The organism is Flavobacterium soyae (genome assembly GCF_045348165.1).
GTDB classification, from domain to species: Bacteria; Bacteroidota; Bacteroidia; order Flavobacteriales; family Flavobacteriaceae; genus Flavobacterium; species Flavobacterium soyae.
On record NZ_CP150845.1, the window covers coordinates 532,900 to 557,069 of the forward strand.

A 24,170-nucleotide genomic window follows, 5' to 3' on the forward strand; every position below is an offset into this window, starting at 1 on the left:
TCGCAGCGCAAAACTTGAAACCTAAAACTTGAAACCTAAAACTTGAAACAAAACAAAACAAACTACCCTTTAGGTTTCAAAACCAGTTTCGTAGATGTTTTTATAATTTCCTCTTTATTCAATTTCATTTTTCTAAACTTTCCAGCGTTGTACATTTCTGCCTGATCGCTGTAATGTTTGCTGAAAGGATTTCCGGATTGTCCTGTTGGCAAAATACTCCAGCAGTTTTCTATGTCTGAGAAATCTACAATTCTTCTGGTTGAAGGACCGCCTTTTACATAATACTTTCCTTCATTGGTTAAACCGAAAAATAAATTATTGATTACTTCATTTGAGCCCGGCGAAGCAAATGGGCCAACGTTGAACAAACCGCGAAGTGCTGCTACTTTTCCTAACGGATGTTCATGTTCTACCGTGTGGACTTCTCCCCATTTCCAATCTGCAATTGTGGTTCCTAATTGTTTTTGAAGTGATGCAGCCGTCTCGTGAAATGATTTTGAAATAATGTCTTTTCTGGTTTCTTTTACATTTTTCGTTTTTATATTATCCCACCAAACCGAATTTTCATTTTTAATTTGATTGGCAATAACTTGTTTCCCTATAGAAATTCCCAAAAACATATTGAAATTGTCTTCGCCCATTTCATCTTCAAAAGTATTTTTTAAATAAAGATAAATCCATTTATTGTAAATCGTTGGTGCAGCATCTTCCAAGTTTGTAGTTCCTTTCCATGATTTTAAAGCCTTTACAGCTTCTTTTTCTTCTGCCGAAATAGAATTAAGATCAATATTTGAAATTAGATTTTGAACCGTTCCAACTGCAACTTCCGATGTATTATCATAAATCATTTTGCTGATCGCTTCTTTATCCCAGTCAGATTTTGCATCCATTAAACCAGAAATTCTTTTCGCACGATCTTCCGGCAGATAATATCCCGGATACAAATACCCATCAATTGCTTCAGGCTGATTATTAGCCGAATATACATAACCCCATTTTGGATTTTCAGCCGATGGGTTCTTAGAAAAATCTAAATATTCTACAATATCATCTTTCCCGCTTGAACCGTCTAAAATTAAATGCGTATTTACGCCTTTATTGTGTTTATACAATTTCCCTGTTGCCCACCAGCCCACATTTCCTTTGGCATCGCCGTACATCACATTTAATCCCGGCGCAGCAATTAAGCTGGCAGCTTTTTTAAAATCGTCTTTGGTTTTAGCATGCGAAAGACCATAAGCAGCATCTAAAATTTGAATTGGCTGATGCGTATAAGTCCACAACATTGCAATTGGGTGTTTACGATCCAGACGTTCCAGTAAATCATTCATAATTGGTCCGTGTCGGCTTGACTTAATAGTCAAAACAACATCTGAAGTATCTTTTACTTTAATAGTTTTTTTTCTTATTTCGTAATTTGCAAAACCTGTTGGGGTTTGATATTGATTTGAATCTCCAGGTTTATTTTTTTCCTGATAAAAATCGATATCATCATTTTCAAACATCGTTAAACCATAAGCATAATCGCGATTGTGCGCTAACAGCGGAAACGGGGTTCCTGCCAGATAACAACCATACAATTCATATTTTGGAGTTACTAAATGCGCTTCATACCAGGTTGCAGGCTGAGAAAACCCAATATGCGGATCATTAGCAAAAATTACTTTTCCGCTCTTTGTTTTATGCGGCCCCGCAACCCAGCTGTTACTTCCTATAAATGGCGGAATTGGCGATTTATCCAGCAATGCTGCAATCGATTTTGAAACAGCCGTATAATCTTCAATATTTTCTTTTGAGCTTTTGATCTGTGTATTATTAAATTCGCCTTCAATTCCCAAATCCTTCAAATATTCTGCTCCATATTTGTTGCGAATATCGGTCAATAAAGGATCTGTTTTTTGAGCCATTGCAAAGCTAAAAGACATATATCCAAAGATATTATAAACATCTTTTATAGTAAATTTTTCTTTTTTTACGCCAACCAATGTAAACTCAACTGGTGTCGTTCCCTCTTCTAAATATTGATTTATTCCATCCAAATATGCCATCGTTAATTGATAACTTGGACTGTTCTTATCTAATTTGGCAATAGCTTTCGCCGATGCTTCGTCAATACCAATTCCGGCAAAAAACTTATCATTCTTAAGTGCCACAGAACCGAAGATTTCTGATAATTTTCCTGGAGCAATTCTGCGAAGCAATTCCATCTGCCATAATCTTTCCTGCGCATGAACATATCCAAGTGCAGTCATCGCATCCTTTTCAGAATCGGCATAAATATGAGGAACTCCAAATTCATCAAAATATACTGTGGTTTCCTTTTGGAGGTTTTTCAATTGCAATTCACCTTCATATTTGGGCTTCAAATGAAAAATATAGGCACATAGACCTATGCCGATTACAACTATAAGTAGTACTAAAACCAGCAGAATTTTTTTAAATCTTCTCATATTTTGCAAAAAGTATAAACAACAAGGTTTGTAAAATGATGTAACCTAAAAGAAGAATAATGTAATAATCCCTCTTTTTAAAAGCCTAAATTTATGTATTTAAAATCAATCCTATAAATGTCAATATGTAAAAAAAGAGTAATTAACATAATTTCTTTTTTCTTTTTGCCACGAATTACACGAATTTTCACTAAATTTTTTCTCAAATAAATTAAATATTTAATTCATGGCAAACAATCTACAAACCTGACAATTATCAGGTTTTTAAAAAAGATTTTTTTTTTCATTTGCTTTTATTTTAATCTGAAAACAAATGACAAAAACGCCTTTGCATACTTTTCATATACCGGTAATGGGCCTTGCCTATACTATTGACAGCCCAATTCGTATTGCGCAATACGGGATTTCGTCTGTTATTTCAATCGCCGATGACGATTTAATTGAAAAGATGCGTAACTTTTACAGTACTAAATTCAATATTCCGTACGAAGAAATCACTCAAAAATTTCACGATTACCGTGCCGAAAGAATTACTTCATACCTAAATTTAGTTGACAAAATCGTAAAAGAAAAATTTGAAAATTTTAAAACTGAATTAGCAGAAAGCAAAACGGCTCTTGAAAATTTTATGTCGATGCTGCCTAATACTTCTGACATTAAAAAAGGATTTCAGAATTTACTGGATGACGGAATCGCCTTTAAAGAAAACATTCAGAATTATATCGAAACGCATCTTTTTCCCGGTGAAATCGACGTTAACATTATGACGAAGCTGGACAAAGATAATTTTATCAAAAACGAACAGCTTCCAATTGAATTTAATGACGCTCACGCTGCTTTAAGAGGTTTTGCAAACAGTAATCTGGAATCGTCTGTTGTACTTTCTGCCGGAATGAATCCCAGATTATACAGTTATTTTGAAAACTTCAAAGATTTTTTCCCAAATGAAAATAATGAGCTTAAAAAGAAAATTATTCTAAAAGTAAGTGATTTTCGATCGGCTATGATTCAGGGAAATTTCCTGGCCAAAAAAGGGCTTTGGGTTTCTGAATACCGAATCGAATCCGGATTAAACTGCGGCGGTCATGCATTTGCTACTGACGGACTCTTATTAGGCACCATTTTAGAAGAATTCAAGCAGAAAAAAGAGCAGCTGGTACAATCAGCCCACGATTTAATGATTAAAGCTTTACAGCTAAAAAATCAAGCTTTTCCGGAAAATCCTTTAAAATTAAAAATTACGGTTCAGGGCGGCGTTGGCACAGCTGAAGAACATGAATTTTTATTAGATGAATATCAAGTCGATTCTGTTGGCTGGGGATCTCCATTTTTATTGGTTCCGGAAGCAACCTCTGTAGATCAGGAAACGAGAAATTTATTAATGAATTCTAAAGAAGATGATTTTTATTTAAGTAATATTTCGCCTTTAGGAGTTCCATTTAATACTTTAAAAGGCACAACAAATGAATTTTTGAAACAAAAAAGAATTCACGAGAATAAAGCCGGAAGTTCCTGCCCAAAGAAATTTTTAGCGTTAAGCAAAGAATATGATCCTCATGGAATTTGTACAGCATCTAAAAAATATCAGGATATTAAACTGGCAGAATTAGAAAATATAAAAAATATTTTATCTGCTGATGCTTTTGAAAAAAGCAAAATCAAAATAACTGAGAAATCATGTTTATGTGTGGGTTTAGCAAATGCTTCTTATCTTGAAAATGGCATTAAAACTAAAGGCCAGGCACAAGGCGTAGTAATTTGTCCCGGACCAAACCTGGCTTATTTTGACCAGGAAGTTTCATTAAAAGAAATGGTACAGCACATTTATCAAGGAAAATCAGTTTTAAGAACTAATGAGCGTCCGAATTTATTTGTGAAGGAATTAAAAATGTATGTTGATTATTTTAGAAATGAAATTGAAACAATATCCGGCGAAGTAACAGCAAACCAGCTTAAAAAATGGAATTCTTTTAAAGCAAATATTTTAGAAGGAATCGAATATTATCAGAATCTGTTTTCATCAACTTTTTATTTTAAAACCGAGGAAGAAAAAATCAAAAATCAATTCGATTTTTATAAATCAGAATTAAATGCGATCCGAATTCCGACACTTGAATTAGTATAAAAACAAAACGCCGATTTAGAGTTTTCTAAACCGGCGTTTTTAGTATTATAGATGTTAAAATTTATTCTTTTTTATTCTTGCTGTCAATAACAGCACCTGTTCCAGTTCCTAAAGCAGCACCGGCTAAACCACCAATAATAGCACCCTCGCCTTTTTTCTTACTCACAATTGCTCCGGTTGCAGCTCCTACTCCGGCACCAATTACGGCTCCTTTAGCAGTTGCACTCCAGCCTTTCTTTTTGGTAGTTGTGGCAGTAGCTGTTCCATCATTTTGATGTACGACAACAACTTTTTGAGATTCAATTTTCTGCTCTTCTTTTATCTTAGCCATTTCAGTCTTCATTGAATCGATAATACGCTGCTTGTTAATCTCAATTTTCATTGAATCAATACTGGCTTGTTTGGCTTTGTTTATATCTTCTTTACTTTGATTTTGACAAGAAGCGATAAGTATTGTCACTAAAATTATATATAAGCCTTTCATGATTGCAGTTTTTTAAATTATACACTACAAAATACGGTATATATACGATGTCGATTATTACATGATTTTTGAGAAACGTTATAAGATTAGAAGATTTAGCCTCTTTCCCGCAGATTATTTTGGATTTGACTTAATGTTTTAATCTCGCAAAGTTGTTAAGTTTTATTGCCACAGATTAAAGGATTAAAATGATTTAATAAAATATGCTTAAAAAACTCACGCAGATTAAGCAGATTAATCTTTTGAGAAAGTTTATCAAAAAATCTGTAAGATCTGCAGAATCTGCATGAAACAAAAAAACTTTCAGACTGTTAAAGGTTAAATTCAAGTTGCTAGTTAATAAAGTGTAGTCCCTACGGGACAAAAATTGAATGAATAAACTGATTTCTACCGATATGTAATCTCTCCGAGATATTTTTTTGTTACTCCGTTAGGAGTTAAATATTGGCAGCAGAATAATAAAATCAGCCAGAAAAAATATCCCGTAGGGCAATGTCATTAAGTTAAGCTTTTAGAAAATAAAATTATTGCAAATCAAATCCGTGTTTATCAGCGTTTTTACGAAGTAAATCTGTTTTATCCGCGTCACAATTAGACGCTGATTTTACTGATTCGCTAAAGCGAAAACACTGATAAAAACTGATTTTTCTAATTACTTTCTTAATTAAACTGTTAAGTAATTTTATAGATTTCTTCTTAACTTAATGACATTGCCCGTAGGGATTAAACTTTTTTAGAACCTATTTATTTATTGAATTATTAAACTAGCAGCTTGAATTAATTAAACTTAGAAAGATTAATTACATCCAGCTTTAGCTGGATGAAAATTTGATCAAAAAGGAAAGGGCTTTAGCCAAACAAGTATAGTTTGGTTAAAGCCCTTTTCAAACTTCATCTTTAATACCTCCAGTTAAAACTGGAGGCAATTGAAAAGTCTTTTTAATCCTTTTATCCCGATAGCTATCGGGAGTGGCAAATAAAACTTTGTGTCTTTGCGTCTTTGTAAGATTAATTCCTTTTTATTTTCCTAAAATTCCTTTTTTCAGAATTTGCCCAAAATCGTACATATCTTCATAAGAACAATATAATGGAACTGGTGCCAGACGAATTACGTTTGGTTCACGCCAATCTGTAATAACTCCGTTTTTCATTAAATAATCGAACAAGCTTCTTCCCTCACCGTGAAGGAAAACAGATAATTGTGAAGCTCTTTCTTCTGGATTTTTTGGTGTAATAATTTCAAAAGTACTTTCTACTTCTTTGTCTATTTCGTGTAGAATAAATTCTAAATAGGATGTAATGTGATCTCGTTTTGCAATTAAAGCGTCCATTCCAACCTCAGCAAACATTTCTACAGATGCTAAATATGGCGCTAAAGATAAAACCGGAAGGTTACTAACCTGCCATCCTCCTGCTCCGTGAACAGGATCAAAATTTGGTTCCATTTTAAAACGACGTTCTTTGTTATGTCCCCACCAGCCCGCAAAACGCGGTAAATCTGGATCATTATGATGTCTTTCGTGAACAAAAACTCCAGAAGCATTTCCTGGTCCTGAGTTCATATATTTATAACTGCACCAAGCGGCAAAATCTACATTCCAATTGTGAAGTTCTAATTTTATATTTCCTGCAGCGTGTGCTAAATCCCAACCTACTTTTGCTCCAGCTTTTTGACCCGCTTCGGTAATGGTTTTTATATCAAAAACCTGCCCAGTATAATAATTTACACCTCCAATTAAAACCAAAGCCAGTTCATCTCCCACTTCTTCGATTTTTGCTAAAACATCTTCCAGACGAATATTGTGTTCTCCATCGCGGCGTTTGATTTCTACGATTGCATCTTCTGGTTTGTATCCATGAAAATGAACCTGACTCTGAAACATATATTGGTCTGATGGAAAGGCTTTTTCTTCGCAAATAATTTTATAGCGTTTTCCTTTTGGCTGATAAAAAGAAACCATCAGCAAATGAAGATTCACAGTCAAGGTATTCATAACCGTAACTTCTGACGGAAGCGCTCCCACAATTTTACTTAAAGGTTCTGCAAATCGTTCCTGATAATCCCACCAAGGTTTTTCGGCATAAAAATGACCTTCAACAGCAAGTTCTGCCCAGTCGTTCATTACTTCATCTATATAGGCTTTAGTACGTTTTGGCTGTAATCCTAATGAATTTCCGGTGAAATAGATAACTCGTTTGTCATTTACTTTTGGAAAAATAAATTCTTGTTGATAGTGATTTAGTGTGTCTTTCGAATCTAGCTCTCGTGCAAATTCGCGTGTATTTTGAAAAGTCATTGTGTTTATTTTGAACCGTAAAAATAACAAAAAATTCGATTATTGTTTTTTTTGTTTCGGGTTTCAAGTTTCAAGTTGATATGCTTTGTGTGTTTAACCGCAAAGTTCGCAAGGATTTTTATCAAGGTTAACGTTTACAAACGCTAAGTTCACAAAGCTTTGCGTTCTTTTGCATTTTGCAAACACAATTTGAGCAAAAAATCTTTGCTCCTGATAGCAATCAGGATTGCGTTTAAATTTCACAACGAACGTCAAACTTGAAACCTGAAACAAACTATCAAAAAACAAAAAACCCGACAAGTCATAAAACTAGTCGGGTCTTTTTATTAGATAAATTCTAATTAAAGAATTAACATCGCGTCTCCATAAGAATAGAATTTGTATCCTTCTTTGATTGCTTCGTCGTATGCTTTTTTCATTAGATCATGTCCACAGAAAGCAGAAATCATCATTAATAATGTTGATTTTGGGGTGTGGAAATTTGTAATCATACAGTTTGCAATACTAAAATCGTGAGGAGGAAAAATAAATTTATTTGTCCATCCTTCGTAAGGATTCAAAGTATTAGCAGAAGAAACAGAACTTTCGATTGCACGCATAGAAGTTGTACCTACTGCACAAATACGTTTTTTCTTTGCTTTTGCTTCGTTTACGATATCACAAGCTTGTTGATTGATAATCAATTCTTCTGAATCCATTTTGTGTTTAGATAAATCTTCAACCTCAACCGGGTTAAAAGTACCTAAACCAACGTGTAAAGTTACCTCAGCAAAATTCACTCCTTTGATTTCTAATTTTTTCAAAAGGTGTTTTGAAAAGTGCAAACCAGCAGTTGGCGCTGCTACAGCCCCTTCTTCTTTTGCGTAGATAGTTTGGTATCTTTCAGCATCTTCAGCAGTAACTTCTCTGTTGATGTATTTAGGAATTGGAGTTTCTCCAAGTTCTGTCAATTTGTTTCTGAATTCTTCATAAGAACCATCGTATAAGAAACGTAATGTTCTACCACGAGATGTTGTATTGTCGATTACCTCAGCAACTAATGAATCGTCGTCACCAAAATAAAGTTTGTTTCCGATACGGATTTTTCTAGCCGGATCTACTAAAACGTCCCAAAGACGCTGTTCTGAATTTAATTCTCTTAATAAGAAAACTTCAATTCTCGCTCCTGTTTTTTCTTTGTTTCCGTACAAACGTGCAGGGAAAACTTTTGTATTGTTAAGAATTAAAACGTCACCGTCATCAAAATAGTTGATAACGTCTTTAAACATTTTATGTTCGATAGTGTTTTTTTGACGGTCAATTACCATTAAACGAGATTCATCTCTATTTTCTGCCGGAAATTCAGCTAAAAGTTCTTTCGGTAAATTGAAATTGAAGTGTGATAATTTCATATTTGGATTGTTGATTTTAGAATGTAGATTTTAGGTTTATTTACCTAAAATTTTAAATCGGTTGCAAATATACGATTGTGAGATAGGCGTTGTCAAGTGTTTTGGCTTTTATTTTCAAAAGTCCTTGATTTTGTGAGGTTTCAGATTGACTTAAAAATGTATTCTTTAAGTCAATTTTAACTTTTTTGAAACCATATAAGGAATAAAAGTTCATTTTATTGGGATTCGCAGATACGTTCTTAAACCCGACAGGTTTAAAAACCTGTCGGGTTTGCTTTTAGATACTCATAAAAAAACCTCTGGTTAAAACCAGAGGCTATCTTTTATTGAGCTTTTATTTTAAAATGAACTTATATCACTTATATGGTTCAAAAACTACAATTCTGATATTTGGAAATTTAAAGCTTTTAAATCGTTCCAGAAATCTGGATATGATTTTGAAACTACTCCTGCATCTTCAATAATAATAGGTACTTTAATGGCTAATGGAGCAAATGCCATTGCCATACGGTGATCGTTATACGTCCCGATTTTTACATCGTGATTTATATTATCTGATTTTACTAAAGTTAAGCTGTCATTGGTTACTGAAATATTCGCACCTAACTTTGTAAGCTCAATTCGCAATGCTTCAAGTCTGTCCGTTTCTTTAATTTTTAAAGTATGAAGACCTGTTAAATGACATCCAATTCCTAAACCTAAACAAGTTACTACGATTGTTTGTGCGATATCCGGCGTGTTGTTTAATTCAAAATTTACATCTTGATAATTAAATCCTGCCACTTTTTCTAAAGTCATTTTATTGTTTTGGAAAATCGTTTTTACGCCCATTTTTTCATAAAGAGAAACTAATTCTGAATCTCCCTGCAGACTGTTTTCTTTATAACTGCTCAATGTTATTTTTGCAGCATCGGCCAAAGCCACAAGACTAAAGAAATACGAAGCCGAACTCCAGTCAGATTCTACAACCATTTCTTTTGATTCAACAGATTCTTTAGGATAAACTTTAATTATGTTTCCTTCAAAACTTGTTTTGATATCTAAATCATTCAGTAAAGCCAAAGTCATTTTAATATAAGGAACGGAAGTAATTTCTCCTTCTAATGTCAGCTCTAAACCATTTTCTAGTTTTGAAGCGACTAATAAAAGTGCCGAAATATATTGACTGCTTACATTTGCTGCTAAAGTAACTTTTGAATCTGTAACTTTTTTTCCTTTAATTCGAATTGGCGGATAACCTTCTTCTTTTTCATAAGAAATCTCAACACCTAATTGTTTTAAAGTATCAACCAAAATTTTAATTGGGCGTTCCTGCATTCTGCCAGAACCTGTCATAACTACTTCTCTTCCTTCGTTTACCGCAAAATAAGCGGTTAAAAAACGCATTGCAGTTCCGGCGTGGTGAATGTCTACAATTTTGTCATTGCCAATTAATGCTTTCTGCATTACTTCGCTGTCATCTGAGTTTGAAGTATTGGCTAAGGTTATATTTGGAAATAAAGCTTTTAGTAATAATAAGCGGTTTGTTTCGCTTTTAGAACCTGTGATATTTAATTGTGAATTATCAATTGTAAATTGTGAATTCGTTCTTAATTTTAAATTCATTTTTTTAATTGTAAGTTGTGAATTATGAATTATGAATGATTAGAAACATAATTCAGCCCCGCAATTTACCACTCCCCATTCATAATTCAAAATTCAAAACTCATAATTCAAAACTTATGAGTGATATTTCACAATTATTTCAATTTATCGTTGTTTTTGTGACGATCTTTATCTCTAACCGATTTTAAGTCCATTTTTTTATCAAAAGCAGCTTGTAAATCAATTCCTGTTTGATTGGCCAGACATAAAACTACAAATACAACATCGGCTAATTCTTCGCCTAAATCTTTATTTTTATCGCTTTCCTTTTCAGATTGTTCTCCGTAACGGCGTGCAATAATTCTGGCAACTTCCCCTACTTCTTCTGTAAGCTGTGCCATATTGGTCAATTCGTTAAAGTAACGAACTCCGTGTTCTTTTATCCAGGTATCAACGTCTAGTTGTGCATTTTTCAAATCCATGATTACATTTTTTTAAGGACAATTTTTTCGTTTTGACTTGCAATAAGTTTTTGAAAAACATCTTTCAAACCTTTATATTGCTCAGTGGCAAAAATACTACTGTTAATTTCATTTGTACAGTTTATCTGAATTTTGTTTCCCTCTTTAAAAAAAATCATCGTATAAACCAGATCATTATTTTCTGATGCTATTTTAATAGGTGAAGGCATCGATTCGACAACAAATCCATCAGGGATTTCCAGATTAACATTATATTTTTCGTGCATTTTATACCCAAAACAAACTGGCATTCTTCTTATTTCCTGATTAAAAGGGTTTTTAGTTCTGGTAAAGAACAATAATGGTTTTATAAATATTTTACCTTCAATTATATCTGACTGACTATTTGATGTAAAAGCAAAAGTTTCAAGTATTGGATCTTTTATATTTGACTTTTGGTTTTCGATTTTATAATTCGAGATATTCAAATTACCTAATTTTTCTTCAAATTTTTCTAAGTAGCTATCTTGTGATACTGCATTGTTTTCAACTCTAAATCGGTAAGCGTCATAATCTGTGCGCAAAATTCTGACCTGGCCATTCATTTTTCCTTCGCTGTCTATTTTAACCAGCATGTTAAAATTTTCTCTTGATGGACTTGATGGCTCTAAATCTATTTCTATAGAAGTGCCGTCTTTTTTTATCAATCTGCCTTTCCAGTTCAAAACATTAAGGGGTAAAATATTTGGAGAGGTATATTTATGTGTGGCGTCAAGCAAAATTTGTTTACCGTCAATTTCAGCAGCAGCAATGACATAATTAAATCCTGTTCTGGTTGGATAAATTGGAAGTCCATTTTCAACTGTACTTATCAAGACTGGATTCGCATCTATTCCGGCCAATATCAACATATTTATCAAAATAAAATTGATCTCGGCAACATTACCCGTTTGATCTGAATATGCTTTTACAACACCTTTATCTGTATAAAAACCATTGTTTTCATTCCAGTTCATTCTGTTTTGAATGTAGGTAAAAATCAGGTTTAATCTTTCATTTTGAGATTCTGCCTTTCCAAGTAATCGTTTAACATCTTCTATTAAAAAATTACTTTCATTGAGCTGTTTTCCAAAACTATTATCTGTAAAAATTGTTTTTGCTACACCTTCCCAAGTCAGCGTATAATCTTTTACAGGTTGTTCAGGCATTCTTACCCTTTCAAGTTCATGCTTGATTGTTCCTTTGTAATTTTCAATATTATTTACATAAGGTTCCTCATTCAAAGCCGGGATATTTTTTCCTGAATAATAAGCCTCAATTTGTCGGTACGAAAATGAATTGGTTTGATTGTGTTCGTTTTCGAATGTTTGACTTCCAGTAGAGAATTTAGAATCGTTTTCTAATGGGATTCCTCCTATTAAAATTGGTTTGTAGATGTAAAATTCCGGTATTTCTGTTTTATAATAAAAATAGTTAACCGGAATATCATATTGAATATCAAAGTCTGGGAATTTTACAATATTCTCAGACTTTAAAATATATTTATATTCGATAATAGAACCCACTTTTACATTGGGCAGTGTAATGGCTTTTTCTTTCCAGTAATTATTGATTTTTTTCTTAAATGCTCCTTGATTCTCCAGTTTGGTTTTTACTATAGCACCATTTTCCAGATTATATGTTACCGCATCTGAAAACTCCAAACGATCTTCGTTTAAATTTTCATATCCTATATAAAAACGCACTTTTTGATCTGCCCATTTTAGGCCTTCTTTTTTGTAAATTTTAATTTTTACTTCGCAGACGTGATTTGCAGAAAATCCAACGTCTTTATTGTAACTAAAATAGGTTCTGCCTTTTTTAAACAATATAGCTGCAGAGGCGCTGCTGTCTATGGGATGTACTTTTTCCTGAAGTTCGGCAACTGTTACTTTTCCTAATTGATAAGTTTGGGACTGTACCTTTATAACAAAAAGGAAAAATAAAATAATTACTGAACTTGAAAATTTCATATTTATATTCTTTTTAAAACTATTTTTTCAGTTTCTTTAGCTATCATTGCTTTGTAGTACTCTTTTAGCATTTCGTATTTTTCAGCCGATACAATCGCTTCGTTTATTTGATGTAACACTAAAAGCTGCAAAGAATTTCCATTTGTTGCAATATTAAATTTAAAAATCCCTAGATTATCTTCCATCGTAATCGCCGCAGGAGCTGGTAACGTTTCGACTGCAAAACCTTCCGGAATTTGAATTGTTATATTGTATTTATCAGCAAAAGGATAACTAAAATCTACCGGATATTCCCTAACTTCCTGTTTAAATGGATTTTTATCTTCGGTAAAAAACAACATTGGGTTTACATAAATTTTCCCGCCAATAAGTTCACATAAATTTGTTCCCGTAAAAGAATAAGTTTCTATAATAGGCAGTAAAATATCTTTTTCATTTGTTTTAGAATATTCGCTTATTTCAATTTTATTATTTCGATTTTCTAATTTTTCAAGATATTCTTCTTCTTTCAAACTACTAATGTTATCTCGAGTGACCATCGCATTATAATCAGTATATTGTCTTCTGGTTTTTCCCGTAACTTTCCCTTCAGGATCAATAGTATAATTCATAAATACATTATCGCCTGAAACTTTTTTCGGCATTAGATCAACTTCTTCAGATGTTCCGTCTTTTCTAATTAAACGACCATTCCAGTTTAATGCTCTTAATGGCAGAATATTTGGAGTTGAAAATTTATCTGTTGCATCTAGCAAAATATTTCCATTTGGAGTTTCTACTGCTGCAATAACATAATTAAATGCAGTTCTGTTAGGGAATAATGGAATTCCATTAGAACGTGTACTTACTAAAACCGGGTTTGCTGTTAATCCTGCATAGCGTAACATTGCTGTAAGCATAAGGTTTATTTCGGCACAATTACCAATTTTTTCCTGATATGCTTTTTTTACTCCTTTGTCACAAGTATAACTTTGATATTCATCCCACTTCACTCTCGATTTAACATAACTCAAAAGTACTGCTATTTTTTCTTCAGGAGTATTTGTTGCTGCTAAGACAGTTTTAACATCTTCTTCAAAATAACCTGTTTTATTTAATTCAGGACCAAAATCATCATAATCATAGATAGTTTTTACAACAGAATTCCAATCTGACGAATAGGACTTAATTGGAGTATCTGGCCATTTAACAACAGATAATTCATAAGATAAAGCTGCTCTGTAATTATCAATATTGTTTACATGAGATTCTTCTTTTATTGCTGGTACATTATCAATTATATAAGTAGTTTTATCTTCAAAATAATCTATTTTATCTTGAGAAAAAGAAGTTGCCCCGCCATTACCGCGTGCATCTGGTCTTTCTTTGCTTGTAAAAATAATCGAAGAACTCTTTCTGTCTTTAGAAACTTTTGGAAAAACATACCCTTTCTGCATTACATTATACACATAATACTCGGGTATATAAGTTGTAAATTCTGAGTGATTTACAGGAATAGCATATTGAAAATTCCAATCACGCATCCATGAAACATAAGGAGATTTAACTGTATACTTAAATTCAATCACGGAACCTTCAACTATATTAGGCATTGTAATTTTTTTTCGTCCTAAAAATTTATGCACAAGCTGATCAAATATTCCATCACTTTTAAGCTTCGTTTTTTCAATTTTTCCATTTACCAAATTAAAAGTATTAGCATCTGATATCTGAATACTTTCTTTTGAATTTCCTGAAATAGAATAATTTATTGTTTGATTAGCATAATCATAACCTTCTTTTTTATATATCTTGATACGGGTTTCAACTTCAGTAGTTAGTACAAATCCGTCATTTTGATTATAGTCTAATCTAGAATTTCCCTTTTTATAAAGAATTGCCGCAACAGCTGCTGTATCTATAGAATGTTTTTTTTCTTTTATTTCCTCAATAGAAACTTTGCCTAATTTAAATTCCTGTGCAGCAGCTTTTGAGATAAATAGCAATAGAATTGTTAGACTAAAAATTTTGATTTTCATTATTTTATTTTTGATTTTGGTTAGTTCTTGTTTAATATAATTTTTGCATTATCATTTTTTGACACTTGTTCCATAAAAAGACGATATTCATCATACTCTTTGTTTGAATATTTTCCTTTGTTTAAAAATAATGAACGTTTATATGTCAATTTGTTATTGTCTTTTTTGATAATTTCGGTTTTGTATTCTCCAAATTTTCCTTTTAATTCAAAGTTTGAAGGCAGAAATTCTATTGAAAAACCTGCCGGAAGATTGATCTCTATTTCATCGGTATCTAAATATCCGCGCTGAATTTGAAATGGATTTTTGCGGTTTCTAATTCGTTTTATATTTCCTGTATATTGATTAAAAGCATCAACCACAAACATCATTTTATTACCCGAAAGTGTTCCGTAATTTGAAGCATTAATCTGAACATCTTCAGTAAAACGAATATTTTCCTTGTTGTTTGTAAAAGTTATTTTACCCAATTTCAAATTATTGATATTACCCCAATAATCTTTGTAATGCTCTTCTTTTTCATTTGGCTGCATGGTTTCAACTCTTGACCTGGAAGCATATTGACTTCCTTGTGATGCAATTTTTAAAATACCTGAAAAATTTCCGGTTTCATCAATTGTATAAGTTCCTTTCTCTTCCTGCGTATTTCCTTTATCATCGTAAATTTTAGTACGAACAATTTCTCCTCCTTCAGGTTTTACAACGAGAACATCACGATCATCAGTAAAAATTCCTTGATATCCAAAAGGATCATCCTGACTTGTACACTCTAACCAGATATAATTATTCCCATTCGGAACGGCAAGAATCATATGATTGCCTTGCATTGAAACAAAATCTGGCTGAATATCTAACTTATATCTATCTCCGTATAAAATCGTATTATAAGACGGAACATCTACAACCTGCAAAAGTGCTTTTGTATAATTTGACAATGCTTTACAATCTCCATATCCTAAGCGATCTACATCGCTCGCCAGCATAGGCTTCCATCCTCCGATACCTACTGCAATATTTACATACCTGGACTTTTTTTGAACATAATCGTAAATAATTTTTGCTTTCTTAACAGGATCTTTTTCGTCTCCAACAAGTGCTTTTATTTTTACTTTAGTTTCATCTGGTAAAACAGTAGTTCCATTTAAGATTTTCTCTCCGTACCATTTTCCAAATGCTTCCCATGTATCGGCTTTTCCGTCAACTCCTTCTAAGTGAAAATTTTCTAATCCCATCATAACTTTAGGAAAAAGCTCCCCATATGACGGGCTTAAATCTTCTTGCTTTTGAGCCACAATATTTGCTGCTATATAGCTTAAATTAGTGTCTGTATCAGTTGTTTTTTTAATATTGAAACCATCAAATCGGAACTCTTTCTTTTTAAATCCTAATTCTTTAGGAAAAGTAACATTCAAAACACATTTCTCTACACTCAGATAATAACCTCCCAGAAAATACCATTGCGGTATAAAAGCTGTATTTGAAGTTTCTGTTTCACAGGTGTAAACAATTGTAAAAGGATATGAGATTGGAGTATAATCTAAATAAAGTACGCGATTATCCGAAAACAGCGTACTGCCGCTAACTGCACTTTGGTCTCTAAAGTCTTTTCGCCTGATCTTTTTTATCTCATTTCCCAATGCGTCATAAACTATAGCTTCTATATTTTTTATTGAAGTAGTTTTATCATAATGCTGATAGGCATCAATATCATTTAAGCCTTTCTCATTTAAGACAGAAACCACCCTTTGGGTTTTGATATTCATACTTCTTTGTGAAACAATAACAATATCCATCTGATCTAAGCGAAGAACAGCATTAGCATTTTGTTTAAGACTATCAGGTATAGATAGTGTAGAATAATTAATCTTCTGAGCAGAAGAAACAAGAGAAAATAAGAAAAAAAACAGCCCGCAAAAGGTAGATTTCATTAGTAAGTAATTTCGCCAAATATATATCATTTTTAGAAATCCTTAACATTTGTTGGTTTATTTTTTATTCCTTGTTTTTACTATCTATAACAATCGTTACAGGGCCATCATTTAATATGCTTACTTTCATATCGGCGCCAAAAATTCCGGTTTGTACTTTCTTGCCAAACTCTTTTTCTAAAGCTTTTACAAAGTTTTCATACATAGGAATTGCGAACTCAGGTTTTGAAGCTTTTATATAAGACGGTCGGTTTCCTTTTTTTGTAGAAGCATGAAGTGTAAATTGGCTAACAACAATTATTTCGCCGTCGACATCCTGAACTGAGCAGTTCATAATATCATTTTCGTCACCAAAAATTCTCATTTTTATAATTTTTCCGGTAAGCCAGTCAATGTCTTCCTGAGTATCGGCGTCTTCAATTCCAACTAAAACTAATAATCCTTTTTTAATGTCGGCTGTTTTTTGACCATCAACGGTTACGGATGCCTCGGAAACTCTTTGTACGACTACTTTCATTATTACAGAAGGTGGTTTTATGCCACAGATTAAAAGGATTTAACAGATTTTAAATTCTAGGGTTAGATGCACAGCAGTGCATCTCTATATTTGAATATGTTGTATGATTTTTTTGTTTGGAATTTGAAAAAATTGGAATTTAATTATTTTCTCGTTTCATCACTCGCTGCACGATCATCACCATAAATATCGGTGCGGTAATGTTCTTCATCGCCTTCAAGAATCTTAAGATAACTATTGTAACGCGACCATGCAATTTCATCTTTTTCTAAAGCTGCTTTTATGGCACAATGCGGCTCTTCTTTATGCAGACAATTATTAAACTTACATTGATCTTTTAGTTTGAAGAATTCCGGAAAATAACCACTGATCTCTGATGGTTCCATATCAACAATTCCGAAGCCTTTAATTCCAGGTGTATCGATAATTCGAGCATCAAAAGATAAATCATACATTTCGGCAAAAGTCGTTGTATGCTGTCCTTGTTTACTTTGTTCTGAAATTATCGAGGTTTTTAAATGAAGAGTTGGTTCCATTGCATTTACCAAAGTCGATTTCCCAACTCCCGAATGTCCGGAAAACATGCTTACTTTGCCAGCCATCATTTCTTTCAATTTATCAACTCCTTTATTTTCTGTTGATGAAATCCTGAGGCATTTATATCCAATTTCGGTATAAATGTGCTGCAAATAAAGCTGATCGTCTAAAGTCTGTTCATTGAGCGTATCAATTTTGTTGAAAATCAAAACTGCTTCAATTCCGTATGCTTCTGCAGTAACCAAAAAACGATCTATAAAACTTGTGGTTGTGGGAGGATTATCAATTGTAATCAATAAAAAAACCTGATCGATATTTGAAGCAATAATATGAATCTGTTTGGATAAATTAACCGATTTACGGACGATGTAATTTTTTCGTTCGTGAATTTTATGAATTGTACCCGTAACGGCATCTGAAGTTTCTTCTAATTCATAATCGACAATATCGCCTACAGCAATTGGGTTGGTACTTTTAATACCTTTCATTCTGAATTTCCCTTTCATACGGCATTCTATAAAATCGCCTTTTTCAGATTTTACGGTGTACCAGCTTCCTGTAGATTTATATACGATTCCTGTCATTCTTTAATTTTAGATTGCTGATTTTAGATTTTAGATTCAAACCTTAAAATCTTTGCAAAGATAAATGAATAATTTTAACCATATAAGCTATATAAGTGAATATAAATAAAGTGATCTTATACAGCCTGCATTAAACAAAAAATCCCCAACACTTCTTTCAAAGTGATGGGGATTTTAAAAAACAATCTAATTTTAATATTGTGATATAATAAAACTCAAGAACAAAGTTTAGAAAAAACTAAAATTAATTTATATCACTTATATGGTTTAGAAAAAATTATGCGTTAAAAATTTTCTCTTGGTGACCAATACTTTCCTGGTGAATTGCTTTGAACATTCTCAAAACAAACTCTTCGGTAAGACCTTTTTTCTCACCTTCAAGAATCATTTTTCCTAATATTTCATTCCAACGGTTATTTTGAAGGATCGCAACGTTTGCATCTTTTTTCACCTGACCAATTTCGTCAGCAACTTTCATACGTTTTCCTAATAACTCTAATAAGTTAGCATCAAGAACGTCGATGTTAGCTCTTAATTTTTTCATTTTTTGGCTGTACTCATCTGTAGTATCATCCGTTTTTCTGATAGTCAAATCTTTAATGATTTGTTTCAAAGCATCTGGAGTTACTTGCTGCGCAGCATCAGACCAAGCGTTGTCTGGATCGAAGTGCGTTTCGATAATCATACCATCGTAGTTCAAATCTAAAGCCTCTTGCGTTACTTCAAAAATCATGTTACGATCTCCTGTAATATGAGAAGGGTCAATGATTAATGGTAAATCAGGGAATTTATTTTGCAATTCGATAGCAATCTGCCATTCTGGAATGTTTCTGTATTTTGTTTTTTCGTAAGTAGAGAAACCTCTGTGAATAACTCCTAATTTCTCGATTCCAGCCATGTGTAAACGCTCAACACCACCTAACCATAAAGCTAAATCTGGGTTTACAGGGTTTTTAACCAAAACGATTTTATCAGTTCCTTTTAAAGTATCAGCAATTTCCTGAACCGCAAAAGGGTTTGCAGTTGTACGGGCACCAACCCATAATACGTCGATATCATGTTCTAAAGCCAGTTTACAGTGCGCTGCAGTTGCAACCTCAGTACCCATTAATAAACCAGTTTCAGCCTTAGCTTTTTGTAACCATTTTAAACCAATTTCTCCAACACCTTCAAATCCTCCCGGACGCGTTCTTGGTTTCCAGATTCCAGCTCTGAATACACTAACTTTAGAATCTTTTAATTCATGAGCGATTCTCAAAACCTGATCTTCCGTTTCTGCACTACATGGTCCAGCTATCACAAGTGGGTGATTTAAATTGAAATCTTCTAACCACTTTCTCATTTCTTTCTTATTTTCCATCTTATTTTTAATTTATTTCTTAGTTGTTGTTAATCCGTTTAATATCTCTTTTATTTTATTTGTGCTTTCCATTTCTTCAAAAATGGCATTGTAATTTTCATCTTTCAGCAAATCCCTAAACCGACTGAGATTTGAAATATATTCTTCTAAGGTTTCCAGAACGTGTTCTTTGTTCTGCTTAAAAATCGGCGTCCACATTGCCGGTGAACTTTTGGCTAAACGAACAGTACTTTCAAATCCACTTCCCGCCATGTCAAAAATATCCTGTTCGTCTTTTTCCTTATTCATTACCGTTTTACCCAGCATAAACGAACTAATGTGCGACAAATGCGAAACATAAGCAATATGTTTGTCGTGAGAAATCGGGTCCATATATCGAATCCTCATTCCTATTTCGCTGAAAAGTTTTAATGCCTTTTCCTGCAATTTAAAAGTGGTTTTTTCCACTTCGCAAATAATGTTTGTTTTTCCTTTAAACAAACCTTTTATTGCCGCCGAAGGTCCTGAAAACTCTGTTCCTGCTATCGGATGCGTGGCAATAAAATTTCTTCTTTTTGGGTGGCTTGCTACTGCTTCGCAAATTGGTTTTTTCGTCGAACCAACTTCAAAAACAATTGTTTTATCTCCAACTGAGTCCAGAACTTTAGGCAAAACCGTCAGCGCCACATCTACAGGAACCGAAACAATTACAAAATCGGCTTCAGCCAAATCTTCAAAACTTCCTGCTTCGTCGATAACACCTAAATCAATTGCTTCCTGCAAGTGTTTTTCGTTGTTATCAATTCCAAAAATAATTGCATTCGGGTGTTGGTCTTTGATGTCCAGCACCATCGAACCGCCAATTAATCCTATTCCTATTACGTATACTTTCATATTTATTTTTATTAGAAGCTATTTCCTGCTATCCGCTGTATCTTTTATGGTGAACCCCACCATAAAAGGATGCCGCTTCTATCAGGGCTAGGGCTTCTCGTTTTTTCAAGATCTTTATCGTTTTCCGTCTTTTTTGTCATTTCGACGAAGGAGAAATCTTCGCAAGTAGCTCCGTAAAGCAAATCTTTGTCGAGTTTCTCGTGGAGATTTCTCCTTCGTCGAAATGACAAACTGTGGCGAAAAATGTAAAATCTTGATTCTTGATTCTAAAATCTTAATACTTAAAATCGGTCTATCGCTTCTTGTACTTTTTCTTCTTTTACACACAATGAGAATCTAATATATCCTTCACCGTTACTTCCGAAGATCGTTCCCGGCGTGATGAAAATATGTTTCTCATATAATATTTCGTCAATGAACTTTTCTGCTGATTCAATTCCTTCCGGAAGTTTTGCCCAAACGAAAAGTCCAACTCCTTCTTTATAAACTTCGCAGCCTAATTTTTCTGCTAATTTTTCTGTTAATTCTCTACGGCGTCTGTAAATTTTGTTTTGATCTTCGAACCAAGACTTATCACAATTCAACGCTGCTACTGCACCTTTCTGAATTCCATAGAACATTCCGCTGTCCATGTTGCTTTTTACTTTTAGGACTGCGTCGATAATTTCAGGATTTCCTAAAACCATTCCGACTCTCCAGCCTGCCATGTTGAAAGTTTTACTAAGTGAATTCAATTCTAAAGCTACATCCTTCGCTCCTTCAACCTGCAATAAACTCATTGGGTTATCATTCAAAACAAAACTATACGGATTGTCGTTGATCAATAATATATTGTGTTTTTTAGCAAAAGCAACCAATTTTTCAAATAACGCTAAACTTCCTCTCGCTCCCGTTGGCATGTGCGGATATCCCAGCCACATAATTTTTACTTTCGAAAGGTCTAATTTTTCCAGAGCTTCAAAATCTGGTTCCCATCCATTTTCTTTTTTCAAATCATAATAAACCGGAACTGCCTGGACCAAATTGGTTACCGAAGTATAAGTTGGATAACCTGGATTTGGAATTAAAACGTGATCGCCTTCATTTAAAAAAGCTAACGAAATGTGCATAATTCCTTCTTTTGAACCCATCAAAGGCAAAATCTCGTTATTCGGATTTAATTCAACACCAAATTGATTCTGATAAAAATCTGCCATCCCTTTTCTCAATTCCGGTAATCCCTGATAGCTTTGATAACCATGTCCGTTTTCATCTTGAATTGCCGCAGCGACTGCTTCAATTACTGCTTTTGACGGACTCAAATCAGGGCTTCCGATTCCCATATTGATGATCGATTTTCCTTCAGACTGTAGTTGACGAACTTCTCTCAATTTTGATGAGAAGTAGTATTCTTCAACTGTATCTAATCTTTTTGCTGTTGTAATCATTTTTTTATTGCTTTAGGCCGTAAGCTTTAGGCTTTAGGCTCTTTTTAAACTTTCTATTTTGGACTTTAAGACTTTCGACTTTCCAACTTTAAGACTCACTTAAAGGTCTTGTATTTTTATATTCTCCCAACACTTTAAAATATTCTGCCATTATGTTTAATAACGCTTTGGCTTTTGCAAAATCTTCGTATTTTTCAAATGTCACGTCTACGAAGAATGAATATTTCCAAGGCGTTTCAATTTTTGGAAGCGACTGGATTTTTGTCAAATTCAGTTTGCAGTCGCTCATTACATTCAAAACCGCTGCTAAGCTTCCTCTTTTGTGATCTAATTCAAATTTGACAGATGCTCTGTTAATTTCGCTTTCCGGCAAAAATGAATTTTGCTTTTTGATGATTACGAAACGTGTCATATTATTTTTGATCGTTTGAATAGATGGCGCAATAATATCTAAATCATACATTTCAGAAGCTGTTTCACTTGCAATTGCAGCAATTCCGATTAATTGTTTTTCCTGAATTCTTCTTGCTGTTTCGGCTGTATCTTTATCCTCAACCAATTTGATATTTGGATATTGTTTCAGGAAATCCATGCATTGCAAAAGTGCCATCGGGTGTGAATGAACTTCTTTTATATCTTCAATTTTCTGGCCTTTTAAAGCCATTAAATTCTGCTGAATATTTAAATAATGCTCTCCAATAATATGTAAATTATTCTTATCGATCAAAGCATAATTCGGGATAATTGGCCCGGCAATTGAATTTTCGATCGCCATAACCGCCTGATCTGATTTTCCGGCAATAAGGCTGTCAATTAATTCTTCAAAGGACAAACATTCATCAATATCCACATTTTCAGAGAAATACTCCTTCACAACCTGATGATGAAAAGATCCTTTAATACCTTGTATTGCAATTTTCGTTGTCATATATTCAAAAAAAAATCCTGATTTGCATCAGGATTGTATATTAGTTTTATTTGTCTTAGAAATATTTCTCAAATAACCATAGCACAATCCTGACTTCTACTAAAGAAGAAATAAAAACTGTTGCTAAAATAAAAACGGTTACTTGCCATTTTGTTTGTGTTATTTTGTAAATTCTCTGCGAATGTATAAATTATTTTTACTGCACCAAAAAAAATATTGCATTTTATGAAACAAAAAAGGATTTCTTAACAAAATTAGGATGATTTGTATGATAATATAAAAATATGGGCTTAAAATGAGATATTTACAATTGGTTTTTTGAAGGCTCTGAGGTTCTGAGTAGCTAAGGTTCTAAGATTTTTTACAGTGCTAATCTTTTAGACCAATTTTTAGGAGAGCGTGAAGTATGAAAAATACCAATTACAATTATTTGATCTTTTTCTAGTCGATAATGAATTCCATAAGGAAATCTTGAAATAAAATGCATTCTTATATTTTTATACTTCTTTTGAAACAAATCAGGATTTCTTGAAATAGAATCAATTCCTGCTTCCAGACAAAGTTCAAAATCATAAGAAAGTCCAATTCTTTGTTCTTCATACCAAAGAACAATATCTTCGATATCAAATAAAGCTTCTTTTGCAAAATGAAGTTTATACACTTATCGCAAAGATTTTAAATGAGCTTTAACCTCATCCCAAGAATATAATTCTGTTTTTCCTTCTTCTAAATTTTGTATACGAATATCTAATTCCTTTTTTATGTCATCAGAAATTTCCAAATATTCTTTAGAAATACTGTCCCACAACTGCTCTGCTAAAACAATTTTTTCAGCATTACTATACTTAGATAGGTTTTTGATTTGCATATTATCAGTATTACTAGTATTATCAATGTTACAAATTTAATCAAATTAATTAACTTAAAAGTCTACAATTTATACCAAATCTATCTGCTTCTTCAAGAAACTCTCTAGCCACATTTTCATCTTCAATTTCTAAAATTATTATTTGATCTTCTAAAAGCATATCAGCATTTGTTTTAGATTCAAGCAAAGACAAACCAAGCTTTTCATATTGCAATTTAGTCAGAGATACCACCTGCAATCCATATCTCCAACTTTCCATTATTACTTTTGCCATAAAATATCTATATTAAAAAAGCAGCTATCATTACAATAACTGCTTTCATATA

Annotated in this window: 19 protein-coding genes; 1 reads left to right on the plus strand and 18 read right to left on the minus strand. The window is 33.0% G+C overall.

Annotated elements, in window-relative coordinates; all coding sequences use genetic code 11:
• Positions 1-62: 62 nt before the first annotated feature.
• The gene (locus tag AABD74_RS02530) at positions 63-2,450 is read right to left on the minus strand and encodes a penicillin acylase family protein (protein WP_406844590.1); all 2,388 of its coding nucleotides are present in this window, start codon (positions 2,448-2,450) and stop codon (positions 63-65) included.
• Between the two features lie 313 nt (positions 2,451-2,763).
• On the opposite strand from AABD74_RS02530, the gene AABD74_RS02535 reads away from it, so the two are divergent.
• Complete coding sequence (locus AABD74_RS02535; protein WP_406844591.1) at positions 2,764-4,575, plus strand: hypothetical protein; 1,812 nt, start codon at positions 2,764-2,766, stop codon at positions 4,573-4,575.
• Between the two features lie 61 nt (positions 4,576-4,636).
• On the opposite strand, the gene AABD74_RS02540 is transcribed toward AABD74_RS02535, so the two are convergent.
• The 17 genes from AABD74_RS02540 to AABD74_RS02620 form a co-directional block, all read right to left on the minus strand.
• Positions 4,637-5,059 (minus strand): YMGG-like glycine zipper-containing protein, encoded by a 423-nt coding sequence (locus AABD74_RS02540; protein ID WP_232682531.1) that lies wholly within the window; start codon positions 5,057-5,059, stop codon positions 4,637-4,639.
• Between the two features lie 1,019 nt (positions 5,060-6,078).
• Positions 6,079-7,356, minus strand: a complete 1,278-nt coding sequence (gene kynU, locus AABD74_RS02545) for a kynureninase (RefSeq protein WP_406844592.1) — start codon at positions 7,354-7,356, stop codon at positions 6,079-6,081.
• A 341-nt stretch (positions 7,357-7,697) separates the two neighbouring features.
• Complete coding sequence (queA, locus tag AABD74_RS02550; RefSeq protein WP_229355780.1) at positions 7,698-8,747, minus strand: tRNA preQ1(34) S-adenosylmethionine ribosyltransferase-isomerase QueA; 1,050 nt, start codon at positions 8,745-8,747, stop codon at positions 7,698-7,700.
• 375 nt (positions 8,748-9,122) lie between these two features.
• A complete protein-coding gene (locus AABD74_RS02555) occupies positions 9,123-10,352 on the minus strand; it encodes a 3-phosphoshikimate 1-carboxyvinyltransferase (protein WP_406844593.1) in 1,230 nt (409 codons plus the stop codon).
• Positions 10,353-10,486: 134 nt separating this feature from the next.
• The gene (locus AABD74_RS02560) at positions 10,487-10,813 is read right to left on the minus strand and encodes a nucleotide pyrophosphohydrolase (protein WP_012022600.1); all 327 of its coding nucleotides are present in this window, start codon (positions 10,811-10,813) and stop codon (positions 10,487-10,489) included.
• Positions 10,814-10,815: 2 nt separating this feature from the next.
• Entirely contained in the window at positions 10,816-12,804 is a 1,989-nt protein-coding gene (locus AABD74_RS02565; protein WP_406844594.1) for a DUF3857 domain-containing protein, read from the minus strand.
• A 2-nt stretch (positions 12,805-12,806) separates the two neighbouring features.
• Positions 12,807-14,822 carry a transglutaminase domain-containing protein gene (locus AABD74_RS02570; RefSeq protein ID WP_406844595.1) on the minus strand — a complete coding sequence of 672 codons (2,016 nt, stop codon included), beginning with the start codon at positions 14,820-14,822 and terminating at the stop codon, positions 12,807-12,809.
• A 20-nt stretch (positions 14,823-14,842) separates the two neighbouring features.
• Entirely contained in the window at positions 14,843-16,750 is a 1,908-nt protein-coding gene (locus AABD74_RS02575; RefSeq protein ID WP_406844596.1) for a DUF3857 domain-containing protein, read from the minus strand.
• A 64-nt stretch (positions 16,751-16,814) separates the two neighbouring features.
• Entirely contained in the window at positions 16,815-17,267 is a 453-nt protein-coding gene (dtd, locus tag AABD74_RS02580) for a D-aminoacyl-tRNA deacylase (RefSeq protein ID WP_232682537.1), read from the minus strand.
• Between the two features lie 143 nt (positions 17,268-17,410).
• A complete protein-coding gene (gene rsgA / locus AABD74_RS02585; RefSeq protein WP_406844597.1) occupies positions 17,411-18,388 on the minus strand; it encodes a ribosome small subunit-dependent GTPase A in 978 nt (325 codons plus the stop codon).
• A 277-nt stretch (positions 18,389-18,665) separates the two neighbouring features.
• Positions 18,666-19,748, minus strand: a complete 1,083-nt coding sequence (locus AABD74_RS02590; RefSeq protein WP_232682539.1) for a bifunctional 3-deoxy-7-phosphoheptulonate synthase/chorismate mutase type II — start codon at positions 19,746-19,748, stop codon at positions 18,666-18,668.
• 12 nt (positions 19,749-19,760) lie between these two features.
• Positions 19,761-20,621 carry a prephenate dehydrogenase gene (locus AABD74_RS02595; RefSeq protein ID WP_406844598.1) on the minus strand — a complete coding sequence of 287 codons (861 nt, stop codon included), beginning with the start codon at positions 20,619-20,621 and terminating at the stop codon, positions 19,761-19,763.
• Positions 20,622-20,902: 281 nt separating this feature from the next.
• Positions 20,903-22,048, minus strand: a complete 1,146-nt coding sequence (locus tag AABD74_RS02600) for a pyridoxal phosphate-dependent aminotransferase (RefSeq protein WP_406844599.1) — start codon at positions 22,046-22,048, stop codon at positions 20,903-20,905.
• Between the two features lie 88 nt (positions 22,049-22,136).
• Positions 22,137-22,976 carry a prephenate dehydratase gene (locus AABD74_RS02605; protein WP_232682541.1) on the minus strand — a complete coding sequence of 280 codons (840 nt, stop codon included), beginning with the start codon at positions 22,974-22,976 and terminating at the stop codon, positions 22,137-22,139.
• Between the two features lie 361 nt (positions 22,977-23,337).
• On the minus strand, positions 23,338-23,637 hold the full coding sequence (locus AABD74_RS02610) for a type II toxin-antitoxin system RelE/ParE family toxin (RefSeq protein WP_406844600.1): 300 nt from the start codon (positions 23,635-23,637) through the stop codon (positions 23,338-23,340).
• Entirely contained in the window at positions 23,638-23,844 is a 207-nt protein-coding gene (locus tag AABD74_RS02615; protein WP_406844601.1) for an addiction module protein, read from the minus strand.
• A 49-nt stretch (positions 23,845-23,893) separates the two neighbouring features.
• Positions 23,894-24,118 (minus strand): hypothetical protein, encoded by a 225-nt coding sequence (locus AABD74_RS02620; RefSeq protein ID WP_406844602.1) that lies wholly within the window; start codon positions 24,116-24,118, stop codon positions 23,894-23,896.
• Positions 24,119-24,170 lie beyond the last annotated feature (52 nt).